Source organism: Actinokineospora guangxiensis (genome assembly GCF_042657845.1).
Classification (GTDB): Bacteria; Actinomycetota; Actinomycetes; order Mycobacteriales; family Pseudonocardiaceae; genus Actinokineospora; species Actinokineospora guangxiensis.
Window position 1 is genome coordinate 1 of the sequence record NZ_JBHSKF010000013.1, and the last position, 18,820, is coordinate 18,820.

The 18,820-nt window shown below is 68.2% G+C and carries 20 protein-coding genes; 4 read left to right on the forward strand and 16 right to left on the reverse strand.

The window, feature by feature from the left end; all coding sequences use genetic code 11:
- Window positions 1–558 precede the first annotated feature (558 nt).
- Complete coding sequence (locus ACFPM7_RS22480) at window positions 559–2,541, reverse strand: amino acid transporter (RefSeq protein ID WP_378249691.1); 1,983 nt, start codon at window positions 2,539–2,541, stop codon at window positions 559–561.
- Window positions 2,542–2,865: 324 nt separating this feature from the next.
- On the opposite strand from ACFPM7_RS22480, the gene ACFPM7_RS22485 reads away from it, so the two are divergent.
- Window positions 2,866–3,630: a TerC family protein gene (locus ACFPM7_RS22485; protein WP_378249692.1), complete on the forward strand. Its 765-nt coding sequence runs from the start codon at window positions 2,866–2,868 to the stop codon at window positions 3,628–3,630.
- 20 nt (window positions 3,631–3,650) lie between these two features.
- On the opposite strand, the gene ACFPM7_RS22490 is transcribed toward ACFPM7_RS22485, so the two are convergent.
- Window positions 3,651–4,115 carry an SRPBCC domain-containing protein gene (locus ACFPM7_RS22490; RefSeq protein ID WP_378249693.1) on the reverse strand — a complete coding sequence of 155 codons (465 nt, stop codon included), beginning with the start codon at window positions 4,113–4,115 and terminating at the stop codon, window positions 3,651–3,653.
- 9 nt (window positions 4,116–4,124) lie between these two features.
- Window positions 4,125–4,805, reverse strand: a complete 681-nt coding sequence (locus tag ACFPM7_RS22495) for a TetR/AcrR family transcriptional regulator C-terminal domain-containing protein (protein ID WP_378249694.1) — start codon at window positions 4,803–4,805, stop codon at window positions 4,125–4,127.
- Between the two features lie 88 nt (window positions 4,806–4,893).
- Here ACFPM7_RS22495 and ACFPM7_RS22500 point away from each other — a divergent pair, with 88 nt between their 5' ends.
- Both ACFPM7_RS22500 and ACFPM7_RS22505 read left to right on the forward strand, forming a co-directional pair.
- Entirely contained in the window at window positions 4,894–5,454 is a 561-nt protein-coding gene (locus tag ACFPM7_RS22500; protein WP_378249695.1) for an ester cyclase, read from the forward strand.
- A 2-nt stretch (window positions 5,455–5,456) separates the two neighbouring features.
- A complete protein-coding gene (locus ACFPM7_RS22505) occupies window positions 5,457–6,239 on the forward strand; it encodes an MBL fold metallo-hydrolase (RefSeq protein WP_378249696.1) in 783 nt (260 codons plus the stop codon).
- On the opposite strand, the gene ACFPM7_RS22510 is transcribed toward ACFPM7_RS22505, so the two are convergent.
- The 5 genes from ACFPM7_RS22510 to ACFPM7_RS22530 all read right to left on the reverse strand — a co-directional run bounded on the left by ACFPM7_RS22510 (window position 6,236) and on the right by ACFPM7_RS22530 (window position 10,311).
- Complete coding sequence (locus ACFPM7_RS22510; RefSeq protein ID WP_378249697.1) at window positions 6,236–6,865, reverse strand: NUDIX hydrolase; 630 nt, start codon at window positions 6,863–6,865, stop codon at window positions 6,236–6,238. The genes ACFPM7_RS22505 and ACFPM7_RS22510 overlap by 4 nt on opposite strands.
- Window positions 6,862–8,064: an adenylosuccinate synthetase gene (locus ACFPM7_RS22515; protein WP_378249698.1), complete on the reverse strand. Its 1,203-nt coding sequence runs from the start codon at window positions 8,062–8,064 to the stop codon at window positions 6,862–6,864. The genes ACFPM7_RS22510 and ACFPM7_RS22515 overlap by 4 nt, the downstream gene beginning before the upstream one ends.
- The gene (locus ACFPM7_RS22520; RefSeq protein ID WP_378249700.1) at window positions 8,061–9,047 is read right to left on the reverse strand and encodes a hypothetical protein; all 987 of its coding nucleotides are present in this window, start codon (window positions 9,045–9,047) and stop codon (window positions 8,061–8,063) included. Before ACFPM7_RS22520 ends, ACFPM7_RS22515 begins: the two co-directional genes overlap by 4 nt.
- 1 nt (window position 9,048) lies before the next feature.
- Entirely contained in the window at window positions 9,049–10,029 is a 981-nt protein-coding gene (locus ACFPM7_RS22525) for a protein kinase family protein (protein WP_378249701.1), read from the reverse strand.
- 66 nt (window positions 10,030–10,095) lie between these two features.
- Window positions 10,096–10,311, reverse strand: coding sequence for a hypervirulence associated TUDOR domain-containing protein (locus ACFPM7_RS22530; RefSeq protein ID WP_378249702.1), 216 nt, complete (start codon window positions 10,309–10,311; stop codon window positions 10,096–10,098).
- A gap of 124 nt (window positions 10,312–10,435) precedes the next feature.
- Here ACFPM7_RS22530 and ACFPM7_RS22535 point away from each other — a divergent pair, with 124 nt between their 5' ends.
- Window positions 10,436–10,696 carry a DUF3140 domain-containing protein gene (locus ACFPM7_RS22535; RefSeq protein ID WP_378249846.1) on the forward strand — a complete coding sequence of 87 codons (261 nt, stop codon included), beginning with the start codon at window positions 10,436–10,438 and terminating at the stop codon, window positions 10,694–10,696.
- A 788-nt stretch (window positions 10,697–11,484) separates the two neighbouring features.
- On the opposite strand, the gene ACFPM7_RS22540 is transcribed toward ACFPM7_RS22535, so the two are convergent.
- The 8 genes from ACFPM7_RS22540 to ACFPM7_RS22575 form a co-directional block, all read right to left on the reverse strand.
- A complete protein-coding gene (locus tag ACFPM7_RS22540; RefSeq protein ID WP_378249703.1) occupies window positions 11,485–12,252 on the reverse strand; it encodes a hypothetical protein in 768 nt (255 codons plus the stop codon).
- 9 nt (window positions 12,253–12,261) lie between these two features.
- Window positions 12,262–14,457, reverse strand: a complete 2,196-nt coding sequence (locus tag ACFPM7_RS22545) for a hypothetical protein (protein WP_378249705.1) — start codon at window positions 14,455–14,457, stop codon at window positions 12,262–12,264.
- Between the two features lie 5 nt (window positions 14,458–14,462).
- Window positions 14,463–15,452 (reverse strand): hypothetical protein, encoded by a 990-nt coding sequence (locus tag ACFPM7_RS22550; protein ID WP_378249706.1) that lies wholly within the window; start codon window positions 15,450–15,452, stop codon window positions 14,463–14,465.
- Complete coding sequence (locus tag ACFPM7_RS22555; protein ID WP_378249707.1) at window positions 15,449–16,204, reverse strand: Crp/Fnr family transcriptional regulator; 756 nt, start codon at window positions 16,202–16,204, stop codon at window positions 15,449–15,451. The genes ACFPM7_RS22550 and ACFPM7_RS22555 overlap by 4 nt, the downstream gene beginning before the upstream one ends.
- Before the next feature lie 295 nt (window positions 16,205–16,499).
- On the reverse strand, window positions 16,500–17,222 hold the full coding sequence (locus tag ACFPM7_RS22560; protein ID WP_378249709.1) for a hypothetical protein: 723 nt from the start codon (window positions 17,220–17,222) through the stop codon (window positions 16,500–16,502).
- A gap of 53 nt (window positions 17,223–17,275) precedes the next feature.
- A complete protein-coding gene (locus tag ACFPM7_RS22565) occupies window positions 17,276–17,419 on the reverse strand; it encodes a hypothetical protein (protein ID WP_378249710.1) in 144 nt (47 codons plus the stop codon).
- 199 nt (window positions 17,420–17,618) lie between these two features.
- Entirely contained in the window at window positions 17,619–18,137 is a 519-nt protein-coding gene (locus ACFPM7_RS22570) for a hypothetical protein (RefSeq protein WP_378249711.1), read from the reverse strand.
- 15 nt (window positions 18,138–18,152) lie between these two features.
- A complete protein-coding gene (locus ACFPM7_RS22575) occupies window positions 18,153–18,818 on the reverse strand; it encodes a hypothetical protein (RefSeq protein ID WP_378249712.1) in 666 nt (221 codons plus the stop codon).
- Window positions 18,819–18,820 lie beyond the last annotated feature (2 nt).

Genomic DNA, 18,820 nt, shown 5'->3' on the forward strand with positions numbered 1-18,820 from the left:
CATCGCCGCGGTGGTCGTCGTGGTCATCGGGGCCATCGCCGTCGTGGTCGTGGCCTGGCCACCCGGGGCGGCCGCGTCGTCGCTGCCACAAGCAGACAGAACCAGGGCCATCGCACCGATGCTGCCCACGACGACGGCATTGCGAACAGAGGACTTCATCGTGATCTCACTCCAATACAGAGCCACGACTCCGCGGCTCTCTAGCGTTCCCTGCCTTCACGTCGCATTCGGACGGACAGCGGGCGACGGATTGGTCACTGGGCGAACAAGTTCCCGGCGCGTGACCAAGGCCTGGTCACAGACCCGAGCTTCACCCGATAGGGGTAATGGAACGCGCTGTCATTAGGCTGGTCGACATGGCGGAGGAGGAGCGCGAGACCTGCACGCGCGGGCCGGACCGCTGATGTCCTCGACTCCGATGCTGGACGTCCTCGAAACGGGCGCGGGAGGGCGCGGCCCCCGACTCGCCCCGCGGGCGCGCGATGGCCGACGAGTGGATGGCGTGGCTCACCGGCGGCGCTGCGCGCCTCCGCCGAACCGGTGGGCCGAGGGCCGGGTTCAGCCCCCCACGTGGATTCCGGGTCGCAGGCCCGGGTCGGGCTCACTGCTGCGGATGATCTCGCGGACGACGGGGGCGGTGTCGCCGCGGCCGAGGATGAGGTAGCGGAGCAGGTGGCCTAGCGGGTTGCCCTCACTCCAGGCGAAGTGGCAGTGCGGGAGGACCCCGGTGCTGTCGCGCAGGGCGAGCAGGATCGCGGCGATGGCGTTCGGCACGGCCGGGCTCTCCGCGCGCAGCACGCGGTGGCCGTCCACCTCGACGCCGCGGACACGCAGCACGTCGCTGAAGCTGGACGGGTCGATCACGTCGATCTCCAGGAACAGCACGTCCGCGGCGCCCGGGACGGGGTTGGCCGCCCGCTGCTCGGCCTCCTTGTCGCGATACTCGGCCAGGTCCCCGGCCTGGCGGCGGTTGGCGATGATCGTCAGCGCGCCGTCGTGCCGGATGGACTCGGTGACGAAAAGCCGGGACAGCGCGTCGAACTCGATGTGCTCGACGCGCAGTTCGGTCGTGCGGCTGACCCGGGACACCAGGGAGATGACGACGATGGCGAGGACGAAGAAGGCCGAGATGGTGATCCCGTCGGGCTTCTCGATGACGTTCTCGACCAGCGCGTAGGCCATGACCACGGTGAGGACGGCGAAGCCGGTCGCGGCCCGCCCGCGCCGCGCGCGCACCGCGGAGATGGTGACGGCGATCGTGGCGGAGACCATCATGGCCAGGATGCCCGTCGCGTAGGCGCCCGCCTGGGCGTTGACGTCCGCGCCGAAGATGACCGTGATGAGCACGCACACCGCGGTGTAGACGAGCACGACGGGCCGCACGGCCCGAGCCCACTCCGGGGCCATCCCGTAGGACGGCAGGTAGCGCGGCACGATGTTGATCAGCCCGGCCATCGCCGACGCCCCGGCGAACCACAGGATCAGGATGCTGCTGATGTCGTAGGCGGTTCCCCACCACTCACCGAGCAGGGAGTGCGCCAGGTAGGCCAGAGCACGGCCGTTGGCCTCGCCACCGGGCTCGAACTCCGCGGCGGGGACCAGGATCGTGGTGATGAAGCTGGTGGCGACCAGGTAAGCGGACATGATCACAGCGGCGGCGGTGAGCAGCTTGCGGGTGTTGCGGATGCGGTCGGCCAGCCGCTCGGCCTCGGTCTTCCCCTCGGCCGCGACCAGCGGCATCATGCTCACCCCGGTCTCGAAGCCGGACAGCCCGAGCACCAGGAGCGGGAAGGCCAGGATCGCCGGGAGCAGGACCCCGCCCAGTCCGCCACCCCCCGCGGTCAGCGCTTCCAGCCAGCGGTCGACGGCCACCGGCTGGGCCAGCAGCTCCACGACCCCGGCGCCCACCACGACCGCGTTGAGCGCCAGGAACAGCGCGACCAGCGGGATGGCCACGCCGACGGCCTCGCTGAACCCGAGCAGGAACACCCCGCCGAGGACCAGCAGGAGCACGATGGTGACGAGCACCTCGTGGCCGTGCAGGAACCCGGGTGCGCGGGGGTTCTCCAGGATGTGCACGGTCGCGTCGGCCGACGACAGCGTGATGGTGATGATCCACGACGTCGCCACGAAGCCCAGCAGGACCAGCACGAAGACCTTGCCCCGCCAGAACGGCAGCAGGTTCTCCAGCATCGCGACCGACCCCTGCCCGTGCGGGCTCTCCGCGGCGACCCGCCGGTACATCGGCAGCATGCCCAGCAGCGTCAGGGCCACGATCAGCAGCGTCGCCAGCGGCGAGAGCGCGCCCGCGGCCAGAGCGGCGATGCCGGGCAGGTAGGACAGGGTGGAGAAGTAGTCCACGCCGGTCAGGCACATGACTTTCCACCACGCCGTCGGCTCGGCGTGCGACCCCCCGCTCTCCGGGCCGACCACCGGGTTCACCCGGTGCCGCAGCAGCCACCGGCCGACGGCCGACGACGGCGGTGACGAGCGGACCGGGCTGGCCACCGTCGCGGGCAGGACGGGATCTGCGGTGGTCATGCTCCCCCATTTCGACCGGACCTCGGCCGTAGCACGCCCACCGTTGTCGGGGAGGCCGCCCGGGGACAGCGGAGGCGCGAAATCCTTGCGCGTCCTTAACGCCTCCCCCTCTCCAGATCGGACACTGCGGAGAATGTGCGACTCATCAGCGCACAAGGGTGCAGACCTCTACAATTCCGACAGCATCACGTGGGACTGTACGGTTGCGGCGCTCGGAGCCGCCGCGACCAGCACGTTCGCAGAAGCCCCGAACCCCAGGCTCGAAGCGCTGCCCGGTCCCCGCGGACGCGACCCCTCACCCAGCACGACAGAACAGGCACGCACATGGACTGGATGCTCAGCCCCGAACTCTGGCTCGCCTTCGGCACCCTGCTGCTGTTGGAGGTCGTGCTCGGCATCGACAACATCGTCTTCATCTCAATCCTTGCCGACCGGCTGCCCGCCCACCAGCAGCAGCGGGCCCGGGTGATCGGCCTGTCGCTGGCGCTGGTCACCCGCCTGCTGCTGCTGGCCTCGCTGTCCTGGGTCATCGGCCTGACCGCGACCCTGTTCACGGTGTTCGGGCAGGACATCTCGGGACGAGACCTGATCCTGCTGGTCGGCGGCCTGTTCCTGCTCGCCAAGGCCACCTACGAGATCCACGAGCAGCTCGAAGGCCCCGAGCACGGCAAGGAGCGCAAGGCCGTCTCCTTCGCCTCGGTGATCGTCCAGATCCTCATCCTCGACGTGGTGTTCTCCCTCGACTCGGTGATCACCGCGGTCGGCATGGTCGACGAGCTCGGCATCATGATCGCGGCCGTGGTCATCGCCATGATCATCATGCTGGTCTCGGCGAGGGCGATCAGCGAGTTCGTCAACCGCCACCCGAGCGTGAAGATGCTGGCGCTGTCCTTCCTGCTCATCATCGGCGGCAGCCTCATCGCCGAGGGCTTCGACCAGCACATCCCGAAGGGCTACGTCTACGGCCCGATCGCGTTCTCCATCTTCGTGGAGTTCCTCAACCTGCGGGTCCGCGCCAAGCGCGAGAAGCAGCCGGTGGCCCTGCACCCCACCTACGTCAAGAACGACCAGAAGGCCGACGAGAGCTGAGCGCCCGCCTCGCCGCCTGCTCAGGAAGGGCCGAGGTAGGCGGCGAGGTTGGCCAGCGAGGAGGTCATCCCCGCGGCGTGGTCGTGGGCGCGGATGCCCGCGGGGACGTCGCGGGCCTCGAAGACCACGGTCGTGCCGTCGGCGGAGCCGCTGACGCTCCAGTCCAGCTCCATGGTGCCCGCGAAGGCCGGGTCGTCGGACTCGAAGTCCACCTGCGCCACCAGCCGCTCCCCCGGGATCAGCCGGGCGATGCGCACCTCGGAGACGTCCTCGGCCGCCGAGGTCTTCCCCGGCGCGGCCGAGGCGTCGTCGTAGGTCAGCACCAGGCGGTAGGAACCGCCCTCGCGCATGTCGAAGCGCTCGAAGCGACCCCGCATCCCGGTGGGCGGCAGCCAGCGCGTCAGCGCGTGCTCCTCCACCAGCGCGGCGAAGACCCGGGTCGGGTCGGCGTGCACCAACAGGCTCGCTCGATCAGTCCTGCCCATCCGCTGAACCTATCCGGCCGGGCCCGCCTGGACCATGACGGCGTCGATGGCGGCCTCGACGGTGAAGGCGAACTCCGCGTCGCGGTCGAAGCGGGCGAGGTGGTCCGCCGCGGCGGCGACCGCCGGGAGCGCGGCGGAATCCAGCACGGCGCGGCGCGCGTCGACGGCGGTGGCCTCGGTCCCGAAGTCCGGCGCCGCCTGGTGCTCGCGGAGCAGGGCCCCGGTGAGGGCCGCGAGGAGGAAGCGCAGGACGTGCACGGCCCGGTCCGGAGGGAAGCCCGCCGCGGCGAGGACGCGCAGGACCGCGTCGGTCGGGGCGAGGGCGGCGGTGGAGCCGAGCCTGCGGGTCAGCACCAGCGAGGCGGCCTCCGGGTGGGCGAAGGCGCTGGCGCGGAAGGCGTGCGCGATGCGGCGGAGGTCGTCGCGGGTGTCGCCGCCGGGGGCGGGGAGCTCGATCGCGCCGAGGATGCGCTCGGCGACCGCGTCCAGCAGTCCCTCCTTGCCGTCTACGTGGTTGTAGAGGCTCTTCGGGTCGACGCCGAGCACCTTGGCCACGGTGCGCATGCTCACCGCCGCGACGCCCTCGCCGCCGATGACGGCCAGGGTCGCGGCCACGATCGCGTCCCGGGACAGTCTGGACGCGCCCTTGGGCGGCCTGCCCCGGCGGGGCGCGGGCTCGGTGCTGTTCACGGACGCATGATGGCGCACCTTGTTAAAACCCACAACGTGGTTTAATCTTCCCGGCGACGATGCCCGCGACTCCGACAAGGAGAGGGACGTGTCGCGATTCGCCCTGCCGCCCGAGGACGTGCTGCGCGCCCGGGAGAAGCTGGTGCTCGACCACTTCCGCGACGAGGTGGCGCAGGACTGGGACGCCACGCTGTCGACGTTCCCGCACCCGCACTACGAGCTGATCGCCTCGATGACCGTCCACGACGGCGACGGCGACGTCCGCGAGTACTACCACGACACCCGGGTCGCCTTCCCCGACCAGCGCCACGAGATCATCGCCCTCCGGCACGCCCACGACGCGGTCGTGGTGGAGTTCTGGCTGATGGGCACCCACCTCGGACCGCTGGGCAGGATCCCGCCGACCGGCTCGGCGCACCGCACCCGGATGACCGCCTACTTCCTCTTCGACGACGAGGAGAACCTGGTGGTGGAGCGCGTCTACTTCGACCAGCTCACCGTCCTCAAGCAGCTCATCGGCGGGCTGGACAAGCGCAACCCGCGCGATCTGCTGACCCTCGGCAAAGCGGTGTTCGGCCTGATCGCGATGTCCGGCGATGAGCCCGATCCCCGCCTGCTCGCCACCACCGCCCCCGCGCTGGACGACTGACCGTGCGAGTCCACCACCTCAACTGCGGCACCCTGCGCCCGCCGGGCGTGCGCGGCGGGCTGGTCTGCCACGTCCTGCTGATCGAGACCGACGCCGGCCTGGTGCTGGTGGACAGCGGCTTCGGACTGCGCGACATCGCCGACCCCGCCACCCGCGTCGGCCCGATCCGCCACCTGGTACGCCCCGCCCTCGACCCGGACGAGACCGCCGTCCACCAGGTGCGCGCGCTCGGCCACGCGCCGCAGGACGTCCGCCACATCGTCCTCACCCACTTCGACGGCGACCACGCGGGCGGCCTGGCGGACTTCCCCGACGCGCACGTCCACGTCACCGGCGCCGAGGCGGACGCGGCCAGGAACCCGTCCGGACGCCTGGAGCGCGCCCGGTACCGCCCCTCGGTGCGCGAGCACCGGATGACGCTCGTCCCGCACACGCCCCGCGACTCCGAAGCGTGGCGCGGCTTCCCCTCCGCCACCGAGCTGACCGAGGTCGCCGCGGGCATCGTCCTGATCAGCCTCCCCGGCCACAGCCGGGGCCACGCCGCCGTCGCGGTGGACGCGGGCGAGCGCTGGGTGCTGCACGTGGGCGACGCCTTCTACGGGCACGCCCAGCTCACCGGCGGGGCCAGGGGCCTCGCCGCCGCCGAGGCGCTCGTCGCCCACGACCGGCGGCGGGTCCGCGCCAACCACACCAGGCTGCGCGAGCTGTGGACCAGCCCGGAGCCCGACCTGCTCATGGTCAACGCCCACGACCCGGCACTGCTGCGCGCCGCCAGGTCCGCCTAGGAGTCCTCCCACCGCCACATCGACGGCGGCCTGCCGCCCTTGGGCAGCGCGGCGGCGTGCTCGGCCGTGCGGCGCAGGCCGGGGAGGCGTTCCATCGAGCGACCGAGGTTGGCCGGGTAGGGGCGGTCCCCGGTCAGCGCCTCGGTGACGTCGAGGGCCTGCGCCGTGGTGAACTCCCGGCCCATCAGCCCCGCGCTGAACGCGACGTCGCGCCACAGCTTGTCCGCCAGCATCGGGCGGCAGGCGGCGACGATGCGGTCGTGGTCGAAGGCCAGCGGCGGGACAGAGGCCAGCGGGCTCCACCGCACGTCCCCGCCGCCCGTCGAGAGCGTCGCCCACAGGGCGATGGACAGCGTCGGGCCGCGGGGGTCGCGGGAGGGCTCGTCGAAGGTGGCCAGCTGGCCGGTCGCGGTGACCGCCCCGGCCGGGAGGCCGAGCTTGCTCGACACCGCCCGCACCGCCGCGTCCCGCAGCCGCTCCCCCTTGCCCAGCAGCACGCCGGGCAGCGCCTGCTCGCCGAGAAACGGCTCGGCCGCCCGGGGCGCCACCCCGATGAGCACGGCCCGCTCGTCCGGGTCGAAGCGCAGCGCCAGCACGTCCACCGACACCGGTGTCAGGTCGATCACCCGCTGATTGTGCCCCGTCCGGCGCCCGCGCCCACCGGCTCCCCGACCCGGTAGTCCGCGCGGGCGGGCCCGCTCGCGGTCACCGCCACCGGCAGCCGCGCCGAGAAGAACGCCAGCGGGTCCGCCAGCGGCACCGGCGCCGCGCCCGGTGCCGCGACCACGCTGGGCGTCGGCGCGTCGAGGTGGGTCACGGCGAGGGCGTCGACCCCGTCGCACACCGCGATCGCGCGGTCCAGCAGCGCCGCGTCCAGGTGTCCGACGCGCCACGCGCCCTGGTACTCGCCGGTCCCGTTGTGGCGTTCGGGGTACCGCTCCAGCAGGGCCGCGTCCTCGGTCGGGAGCGGACCCGCTCCGTGGCGGGTGTGGTAGGTCCGCGTCACGCCGATGACGGTGTGCTCGCGCCCTTCCAGCAGCTCCCTGGCGTTGACCGGCGTGGTGCTCGACCACGTCGTGTGCGGGTGGAAGCCGTGGTGCTGGTCCAGCAGGACGCCCTGCGCGCCCTCCATGACCAGCCTGCCCCGGTCGGCGAGCCTGCCCACCTCGGCGGCGTCGGTGATCCGCACGGCGGCGGCGAAGTCGCGGTAGACCCCGACCAGCTCCGCGACGGTGTGCCGGGGCTCGGCCAGCGGGGCGTAGAACCGGGCGAGCGCGTCGAGCTTGCGGCGCAGCGCGGCGGGGTCGGCGCAGTCGGCGACCCGGGGCGCCTCCCCCGGCGCCCCGATGACCCGCTGGCCCTCGACCACCTCGCCGGGCGCGGCCGCCCCGAGCAAGGAGTACCAGACGGTCTCGCCGATGCCCTTGCCGCACGAGCCGTGCCGCCGGTCGCCGCGGGCGTCCTCGCGGGCGCGGTTGGCGTGGATGTGGAACGGCGTGGTCAGCAGCGCCGACCCGGCGGCCGACACCAGCCGCAGCGGGTCGGCCACCCCGATCGCGGCCAGCCGCCGCGCCTCCTCGGCCAGCGCGAACGGCTCCACCAGCACGAACCGGGACAGGTGGGTGGGCACCCCGGCGAAGGTGCCCGACCCGAACTGGCTGAAGGTGTGGTGGGTGCCGCCCACGATCACGTTATGGGCGGCCTGCGCACCACCGTTGAACCGGACCACGGCCTCGGTCGGGCGCGCGGCGCAGAGCGCGTCGACCACCGCACCCTTGCCTTCATCGCCGAACCCGAGCCCGACCACCACGACATGCCCTCTCATCGGAGCGCCACATCGGTCGGACCGGTGAGGTCGGGCAGCGTCGAGGTGCGGGCCGGGGCGGCCGCGACGCCCGCCCCGACCCGCACCAGCGCCTTGCCCACCGCGGCGCGCTCGGCCACCGAGCCGATGTCGGCGAGGTCGACCAGCGCCTGGTCGAGGTCGACGGCCTGCTCCTGGATGCCGATGGCCGCGGCGATCAGCTCGCACACCGCACCCGGGTCGTCCAGCTTCAGGAAGCCCTGGCCGAGCAGGTCCGCCCAGTGCTCGGCGATGTCGGGGTCGTTGTAGTAGGACGACTGGTTCGGCAGCACATAGTGGACGTGCCACTTGCGCGCCAGCTCCCGGTACACCGACGCGGGATCGATGTCCTCGTGCACGTCGTCGCCGATGACCGCGCGGATGTGCTTGCTCGTGAGGGCGGGCTTGTTCAGCTCGTCACCGACGATGAACAGGTACCCCTTGCGGCCGCGCTTGCGCCATGCGTCGGTGACGACGTGGCGGGCCATGAAGTAGGCGGCCAGCTCGTAGGACTCGCTCTTCTGCCCGCCGCCACCGCCCTCCAGGAAGATCTGGCGCAGCTGCTCGTCCATCCGGTTGTCCGACTCGAACTGCCCCACCTGCAGCGGCACCCGGTCGCTGTCGGCGTCGCCGATCGCGCCGAAGAGGATCTGCGGGTCGGCCAGGTAGCCCTTGCGCTTGAGCAGACCGTGCAGCTTGCCCAGCTTGCCCTGCATGACGCGCGGCACCCGGCGCATCGAGCCGGTGACGTCGAAGAGGACCGCGATGGGGGTCGAGTCGGCGTGGTCGGTCGAGTCGCGGCACTCGCGCACCGCGCCCCGGGGGTCGAGCTGCGGCGCGACCTTCCACTCGTCGGAGGGTCGGCCGCGCAGGCTCGCGGTGTAGCCGAAGTCGTCTTCGCCCTTGGCCGCGCGGAAGGTCTTGCTCGCGGCGTAGGCGTTGTCGTCCCAGTGTCCGTATCCCATGTCAGGCTCCTGTCTCGGGCATCGCGAAGGGGCGGAAGGTCCTCGGGCCGTAGAGGTCGTCGAGGAGGTCGTCGTACTCGTCGAGGAGGTCGACGGCGTCGGGCCGCCGGGCGGGGTCGTCCTGCGCGCACCAGGCGGCGAAGGTGCGCTGGCGGGTCTCGGACGGCGCGAGGAGGTCGGCCATCATCGTGTGCAGCATGTGGACGTCGGTCGCGGCGGTCACGGGGCGTCCCTTGTGGATCTCGGGCGGGTAGGCGACGCCGCGGTCGGTGGCCAGCGGGAGTTCGCCGTCGGAGACCGCGAACGACCAGCCGACGAGCACCACGCCGTGCTGCTCGGGGTGGATCAGCACGTTGTCGGGGGTGATGTGGCCGTGCACGACCCCGGCACGGTGGGCGCCCGCGACGGCGCGCAGCAGCCGCCGGTGCATCCAGGCGTAGTCCCGACCGTCGAGGCCGCGCGGGAACGCGGCGCGCACGTCGGCCAGGGTGGCGAAGCCGTCGGTGAGCGCGTCGAGGACGGTGAAGGCGCGCTCGCCGCGGGCGACGGGGCCGGAGGAGTCCAGCAGGCGCGGGTAGTAGGGCCGCAGCCAGCGGTGGCGCTCGGTGAAGGTGTCCAGCGTCCGCAGGGCGGCCCACTCGGCGTGCAGAAGCGGGGCCAGCGCGGGGTCGCGGACCACTTTGACCACTGAAGGGCCCGTGGTGCGGAAGACCGTGGCCACGCTGCCCACCGCGTGCGGCGTGGTGAGGTCGTAAGTGGACGTCGCCGTGGTGACGCGCGGGCCGGGGGCCCAGTCCGCGAAGAGAGCGGTGAGCCGCGCGGCGGCGGCATGGGCACGCGGGTCACCGGGGTTGCGGTCGGGGTGCAGCGCGGCGGCGAACGCCCGGTAGCGGCGCCTGCCCGCGTCGGCGTCAACCCCGAACAGACCGGTCGCCGAGGTGGCTCCTTCAACGGCGGCGAGTGCGTCATCCCTGGTGAACATAGTTTGAGTTTAGATGACTCAAACCTCGGTCGGCAAGCGGTGTGACGCACACCGCTGCTTGGTCGGCTAGCTCTTGCGCTTCAGCGCGTCCGGCTTGTGCACCGCGTCTCGACCACTCTTGTCGCTGCGCACGCGGTACTGCGGGCTGTCCTCATCGGCCCGGACCGTGCGGCCCGCGGCCTCGGTGTCCTCGGTGATCTTCTCCTCGACGGTGCCCTCGGCGGTGGAGCCGTGGGTGTTCCACTCCACTTTGTCGCCCTTGGCGAAGCTCTTCTCGGCCATGCCCCCGGCTACCCGCTTCCCTGGCGGTTGACGCCTCCCCACCACTGAGTACCCGGACGGATGACCGACACCACGCAGACCCGCGACGAGTTCGCCGACGCCGTCAACATGGCCCCCCGCCAAGCTGCGGGACTGGCTCGGCACCGATGAGCCCAAAGCGGTCGGCCAGAAGGACGGCGGGGAGTCCACGGAGCACGCGTCCGGCAGGCGCATAGCCACGCTGCTGGAGAAGAAGGCGGGCGACCTCACCGACGACGACTTGGCCCACGTGCGCAAGGTCGTCGGCTACGTGCACCGTCACCTAGCCCAGCGCCCGAAGGGCGACGTCAGCGATACGGCGTGGCGCTACTCGCTGATGAACTGGTGCCACGACCCGCTCGCCTGACGTCGCGGAACTTTCCTGGAACGAAAGTGTGGCATCCGGCGACTTTCGGGGTACATGCCCCGCAACCCACGAGACGATCAAGCACCCCACCCGACTGGAGAGCCACCCGTGCACAACCCGAGCCACCGCACCGCCACCGCCATTCACCCCGCACCTCTTCCGGTCCCCGCCCTCTTCCGCCCCGCGAACTCCCCGCAGCTCACTGACGCCGCCCCCCGCCCCGTGGGCCCGAAGCCGACCCCGGTGACATTCTCGGACGTGCGCATCCCGATGGCCTGACAAACCACCATCGGGCGTTTAGCATTGAACGTCCCACAAAGCTTGGAGACGTTCCCATAGGGCTAGAAGCGGAAAGACTGGGACTGCGACCACTATGGTCGGATAGCTAAAGCCAGGCAACTCCGCTGCCGCAGAAGACACCGCCAAATTCACCAACCCCCGCACGACCCGCACTCGCGCTCAACTCAGCTCGAATGCCCGTCACACCCGCGTCGGGGCGGTGCACATTGCGGCATCTCGCGCGTGCGGCATCAACTGCAGCGGGGACTGCGCTCAGAGCGCAGTCAAGCTGACATCGCCCGAGGAAGCCGCTCGTTTGACCTCAAGGGTCTGTCGGTCGAGCTGCTGACCCCCAATCTGCTACGCACAGGTTCGTTGGCCGCCGTGAGAATGATCCCAGCACCAGACCCTTCCACCCAAAGACTGATCAGAACTCCACCTCCACTTAACTCTGGCCACGAATGAATCGCCCACACGCCTGAAAGTGCACAACAGTTGAAACCATTGGACTAACGATCATACTCCACGCCTCCTTCGCTGTGCCGCAGCCATTGCTCTAACAGAGCAAGTTCTTCTCGTTGATAATCACGGCAGAATCGCACCAGAAACCTAAGCAGATTACACTTCGCGGCTGGATCAGATGTTGCCACGATGTTGTCGATGAGCTGTCCGGGAGAGTCCGAGGCCGCCGTAGGTGCAAGTATCGCGCGCGCCTTGTCAAACGCGAGCGCGACCTCTTCGAGGCGCTCTGGCTTGTCTTGGTTTTCAACGAACCACCAGGCTGTTGCCCGGAGTGGGTCGAGGAGTCGTGAGCGCACCTGCTCGGCTTGTTGCACTCGTCGTTCGTCCTGCCAAGAGGCCGCGAATGAGCGCTTCTCGGCAAGCTCCCGGGCCGCCACCGATGCGACGATTTCGGCATCTACGTCGATCGACGTGCAACGGCCCCGAGAGAGCACACCGGTACCCGGCACGACACACCAACTGTGCAGTGCAGTAGTCAACGCCCCTCGTAGTCGAATCGCGTCGGTCACTGTATATTGTCTACTTATCCTTTCCGCGCGCCGAACAACACCTTCCCCGGCGATATCTAACAGCGTGGACTGGGAGGATGCGTGTGGACTCTTGGCCTCCACAAGGAGACGGACATCGAAAGTCAGCGTCTCATCCGCACTCGCCAGCCTGACGGCCATCTCAGCCGCATGATCCGCACTGGGGGCCTGTTCCTGCGGACATATCTCTTCTTCCTGCTTATGCCGCCACAATCTCCACGCGCCCACAATCGTTCCTTAGCTCGGCGTCAGGGGATCAATCTCGTCGAGCCGACACGAGAGCCGTTCGGATATATCGATCCATGCACCGTTCTGCTCCGCACGTCCGTGCCGAACTGCTTGCCGGGCCGCGTGATGCATGAGGCCGATGAGCCGCAGGTCCCCATCTGTGACAATCACGAGAGGATCTATCATCCGGTCCCATCGATCGACGGGCGCCTCGGCCGCAGCACCGAGCCAGTTTGCGATTGCCGGGTACAAGTCTTCTACGGGCATCACGCTCAGGGCTCGCCGCCAGAAGTCAGCCACGGACTTGGGGTCAACGTTCTGGGAATCCTGAGCAAATACCGTGGCGGTGCTCTCCACCAAGAGACGCAGTCTGGCTGGCCCGGCCTTGTCCTGCCAATCCATGACGTGCCGCAGGAAGCTTGATGTGCCGAGGTCCTCGCCGATCGAGAATGTGGCATGCCGGGTGGCGTAACGCACAAGCTGGTCTCGGGAATCTGCCAGATGTTTCAGCCTGTTCAGCGCGATCCGAGGGAACGCCTCTCCGATACCTTCGCACACTTGGGCCGTCAGCAGTTGCAAGTCAGGATTCTCCCCCTTCGACCAAGCGAGAAGCCTTTCACGAACCCGGGCACCCGCTGTTGGGTCTGTCGCCGTCGTGGTCAAGAGCCGAACGGCGATCGACCGACAGTAACGAGCCCGTCCATGGTCGGCTGCCTTGTCCTCGGAGATCGTTCCCGGTTTGGTCCGGGCCCAGTTCTCGGCCAGCTTCAGTACCGCTTCAATTCCCCCGCAATCAGATAGTTCAGCGCACCGATCGGCGAAGCGTTCAAGTTCGTCGCGCGTCAGGTCGAAGATCTGCCGGGGCAAATCGCCAATCCACTTCAGCAATGTCGTTCGGAGGTCTCGGTGCTCATGCCAGAAGTACCGGAACACCTCCGTCCCTCTTCCCACCGGCCGGAATCGGCAGGTGGCGACATCGAACGGCTCATAGTCCAACTCGGCCAACCTCGCGTAAGGCGAGGGCATCAGCAGGGGCGAGGTGCTCTCTCGTATTGTTCCGTTGAGGTCCAGCATCTGGTCGGCGGCTTCCGCGATGTGGTGAGGCGAGGCCCCTTCTAGGAGAGCTGTGGCCAGTATCAGGGCCAACCAGTCGACCGAGCCCTCCAACTGCTTCGCCCGAACCTCCTCCCGCAGGCTCGGTCCCGGCTGATCCTGTCGCTCGCGCAACACCTTTTTCAGCGCGAGCTTCGGTAGTTGCCCACCCAGGATCTCGCCGCGTGTCGCGTCGGCGATTTCCTTCACGACTGGCGGCCACAAGTCACGCAAACAGTCGCCGAGTTCTGGCAGAATTGTGTCCAGATCAAGTGAAATACCCTCCAGATGCCGCTGGAGAACTTGAACGGGCTCTGGACATTCCAGGAAATGCAGTCGACCGTGCAGAAACTCCCCGAACTCGCGCGCGCGGTCAACTGGGATGATGAGGACGAGGTAGCTGTGGTGAGCAACGAACTGCTTGACAAGTTCCACCAAGTCCCGACGTACGACTTGGAGTTCGTCAAGTGGCGTAGCACGGAGGTCCACCACCACTACGGCAGGTTCGTTGTCAATCAGCAGGTCGTCGTCACTCAGTCGATCTATAAGCTCTTCGCGTACAACGAGTTCAGGGCGACCTAACTGAAGTTCGTGCCCCAAGCGTAGCCCGGCGACGAACTGGCCGCCTCTGTTTTCCTTCGCCGTCAGCAGTAGAACCTGTTCCCGGCGCAGGATGCTGAGCGCAGACTCCGCACCACACTCCGATGCATCGAGCAGGCCCGACGGTGCCACGTATCGGCTGGTCATGTACTGGAGGCCAGCCCGGTCTTGAAGTCCGCGTCCGCTGCGTTTCCTGGGCCGGGCTTCAGCCAGTTGGAAGAGTTGGTCGTTGAAGTGCGCTGTCTCGATTGTCACCACAGATTTGTGGAGATTCCCGAATGCGGTGTCGTTGCCGTGCCCCTCGATCTGGCTTCTCAGACTTGGTGCGACGGTGTCGGCCACCGGCTTGGCCTCGTCACGCACCGCCGTGGCAAGACCAGGCTCACCCTGTTCGGAGACCGGCGAGGTACGTACGAAGGGGCCGGGGTCTTGCCGATCGCGGCCAGCTGCCGTTATGGGCTGTCGCGAGGGCGGATCAAGAACGTTGAACTGGTCGACGTCGTAGTGGTCCACGATCGTCACCGTGGTTCCGGACCGCTGCCGCCGCCGATACGCCGACCGCTCGACGGGCCGAAGTTGGCGTCACTTTCGGTGTTGAAAGTACCCGAGAACACCTGATCCCCGGACGTCTGGTGCACGTTGTTCCCGGCAGTGACGTTGCCGTGCCCAACTACCTCGATGCTCTTGGTCTTGTCCCGCGCCACGTCGTGATGAGTTCCGCCTCCGATGTCCCGCGCTTGGACGACGTCGTGCGCACTTTCACCCACGTGGTTGACAATCTGGTCGCCAACAGTTTCTACTCGTGCTGCTTCCGGGGCGTCTTCCACAGGAACTTCCGGCTGGCCGTGCAACAGGCCATACCTGAGCAAGTCACCGGAGGGCGCGGGCACCCGCAGGTAGCCCCTTCCCGAGTACTCCTTGGCCGCCACGCCCAAAGGCGCCTCTACGAACTCACTCGGTCGACGGGTTGTCGCTCCTGCCACGATCACATCCTCCATGACGGAGCTGGACAGCACTGAGGCGACGAAGGTGACGTCGGGGTCAGAGTTGTCCAGCAGCGCCCGAACAGCACCTGCGTCAACCATGCGATTTGTCTCAATCAGCACCCGGCCGGGTGGCGAGTCCATCAAGAGGGCGTCGAAGGACGTCACTGGCCCCAGATGCAGGCTGGTGCGCACGCGGAACTCGACGCCAGCGGCACGAAACTCTCCGGATCGACGTCGCAACTCGCCCTGCAGAGCGTCGAAGAACCGGTCCACGACCAGACAGATCAAGTGTCGGTCAAATCCCACAACGTAGCCATCTCCTCGAAACGCCTTGAACCGGTGCTGTCCCCACAAGGCGTCAAGGCCAGTTCGGTCCGCGACCTGCTGAAGGATCTCGGGAAGCCGATCAACGATGAGTTCCTGTCCGGCGTCGTTGTGCTGACTGAAGTGACGAACGTCGACGGCCAAGATGCCCACGTACTCGTCGATCGAGCGGGTTGCCCCCGCGAGTTCTGAAGTCACCGATACTCCTCCGTGCTGGTACCTGCTTGACGAGGAGACAGCCTGCCCCCCGAAGCCGTCTCGTTCTGTCCAGAACTAGACACTCCTCTGCTGACCAGCATCGGAAAGTCCACGACCTCTAGCCCTCCCCGGAGGATCCGAACCAGCCCGGTTACCTTCCATTCCTTCAGAACCGGGGTGACCGCGGAGCGCACTAGACCCAGCGCGGCAGCCAGCTCGTCCTGGGTCATCGGAACAATGGTGGGTGAAGGGTGGTCCGGGCCAGCCGCTTCGATGATCGAAAAGATCAACGCGCTGAGCCGCGAGGCTGTCGTGCGATGTGCAAGCTGCCAGGCGTGAGGCGCACTTTCTCTCAGCTTCCCGGAGATGTAGTAGTCCAGCTGCGACACCAAGCCAATTCTCTGCACAAGTTCAACAAAACGACGTCCTTGGATTCTGCATGTCGCGCCCCGTTCGACCGCCCGAACGGTCGCCGAACGCGGTAACCCGTCTTGGACCGACAGCTCACCGACCAGGTCGCCTGGCCCACGAAGCGCCAGTACGATCTCATCGCCGTCGGGTTCGGCGTACGACACCTTCAGTCGCCCGGACAGTGAGAGCATCACCCCTGTGCCACTCTCCCCTTGGCGCAGCAGTTCGTCCTTCGCGTGGTGGGGCACACAGACGCCGTGTCGCACAAGCTCAGCCCAAGCGCTTTCCGGCACGAGGGAGCGAAAGCCGCGCTGTCTCCGGAACGGGTACGCCTCGGTCACCACACGTTTGTAGCGGCTCGTCGTCCGCAACTCGGAGCGCCGCGCCGAAATATCACTCGAACAGCAGCATCTACGTCAGGAGGTAACCGTCGCCATTGCTCTCAGTGGGAGATCGGGGACTCCTCGGTGCGGGCCTGCCAACCCCGCCATGACAGCGAGGGGTTGCCGCTGGGCGAGGAGCGGTAGCGTGGGAGCGGCAGACTCGGCCTAGCTTGAGTTTGAACCTGTTCGGTGGGTCGCGGGTTACTTGACTTGGATTTCTTGCCATGCTGGGGTTCCTATTCGTTTGTGCTGGTCACGGTGTGGACGTCATGGCGTGTAGCGGGCTGGTGGTTGTGTGTTCCGGCGGGCGTCCGGGGCCTGGTCGGGAGGGTTTGGGGACACAGGCCGGACAGGCGAGTTGTGGACGCAGGTTCCGAAACTCCCGGTGAACTCGTGCTGGGCTGAGCCGGTGAGCTGGTCGGGGTTGCTCCCAAGTCCGGCGCAGGTCTGTGGTGAGGTCGCGGGCGAGGCAGAGTTCGGTGTGGGCGGTGATTAGTAGCCAGATCCAGCCGTTGGCGGCCTGGGGTGAGCGGAGTTTCGGGATGCTCCGGCCGAGGGTCTGTTTGAGCAGGCGGAAGGTGTGCTCGATGTCGAAGCGGCGCAGGAACGCCTGCCAAGCCAGATCGACCTGGTCTTGGTGGAGGCTGGCGGCCGAGTGCCAGAGCCAGACGGCTTTCGGGATCGACCCGGACGGCAGCCGGTCGACCTGCAGCCGGATCACGGTGCCTTCGATGATTGGTAGGGTTCCGTCGTGGCCGGCCCAGGCGATGCGGTATTTCAAGCGCGGGTGCAGCCGGTCCCAAGCTCGGATCAGCGTGGGTCCGTTGAGCCGCGTCGTGATCTCGGCGATGACATCAGGCTCGCCCCAAGTGGCGAGGTCGCCGAATGCGAACTCGTCGCCGTGGCGGCGGGGCCAGCCCATCGCGCCGACCGCTGGCGTGGGCGCTGAGCGGTGCAGAATGCGGTCGGAGCGCATTCGACCAGCACGATGTCGGGGTCTCCCGGCGACCATTGCCCAGATGCAGTCAGTCAGGCCATCAGGTCACAGATCTGCCGCGCGGTCACGTTCGCGGTGTTGTCGCCGGGTGCGAGCCGGACCGCGTCCAGCGGCGCGGTCCACGAGCCTCGGCCCACTTCTAGGGCGACGATCACCGAGTAGGGCCAGCCCTGCACCCATCATGTGCTGGTCCTTGCCGCGGCCATAGGTGTGACACAGGATCCGCTGCGGACAGGTGTGCGCTACCGGGCTCAGCCAGCAGGTCACGTCCGCCGCCAGCACCAGCCGCCCGTCAGTCGATCCGTACTGCCTGAATGCTTCCCACACGCCACTTCGTCGCCCAAGGAAGCGACGTCAACTCGTTACGCGCGGCCATCAATTGATGCGGTTCGTCACCTGTTCGTCGCGTTCAAAGCGGGCCAGGGAGCGGTAGTCGCCGAAAGCGGGAATCGCTTCCCAGTTGTTGGCGATCGGGACGTCGGTGTATTCGATGGTTTCCTGGGTGCGGTCGACCTTGTTCTTGATGACGCGCTTGACGTATCCGTCTTCGCGATAGTGCACCGTTTCGTGTGCGATCGCGTCGGCCAGGCGCAGGCCCGGCTCATCATTCGGATACGTCCACATGTGGGCGCGGGCGAGGAAGAGGCTTTCCTCGGTCTTCCTCATGAACGTGTACTCGGTGGCCTTGCGACCGGGGTTGTCGAGGAAGGTCACGACCACGACGCCGGTCTTCCACACCGGGGTGACCAGCGTCGGCGACTGGGCGCCCGACCTGGGCGGCATGACCGCCGAGTACTCCTCGCCCGCCTCGTGCTTGACCCGCGCCTGCGCCTCGGTCAGCGGCTCGCCGGGGGCGTTGTCCGCGTAGTTCCACTTGAAGCAGTAGTTGACCATGTCCCGGCTTCCGGATCAGTAGGTGGTGCCATTCTCGTCCCTGATAATGATACCGAGCCTTCTCGCTTCGGCGAGAACAGCCGGGGGAACGCCATTCTGCTGGACCGGGACTTCCAGGACCATGTCGCCTTCCATCGGCAGTCCGATCGCGTCGTCGCCGAGGTCGCGGCGGTTCGTCGGCGTGTCGGCGACGACCGTTCCCGGACCGTAGGTGTTGGCGAGTTCGCGGAGATAGCCGAATGCCGTGCTCTCCTGCACGTTCGACAGTTGTGTGTGCTTGCGGCTGACGATCTCCTCGCCCGGGACGTAGGAGTCCACGCGCGGGTACTGACCCTTGTCCGAGCGCGGCTCGACGTGCACCTCGTTGGCGCCGCCCTGCTCCTCGTAATAGGGCTCGCGCCTGCGGTTGAACTCGTTGCCCTCCTCGATCTGCCGCCGCAGCCACTCAGGCCTGCTCGACTCCGACCCCGAGCCGGTCTCGTTCGGCTGGGTGGTCTGGTTCGGCTGCGTGGTGCTCGAACCCCGGCCCGGCCTGCCCTGCTGGGCGATGCCCTCGGTGGTCTGCTGCGCGCCGGAGATGCTGGAGGAGGAGTCGACGCTCCCGGAGCGCCGCGACGGCCTCGACGTGCCGTCGCCACCGTCGCCGCCGCCGTTGCCGGGGCGGCGTGGTCGTGGAGTCATGG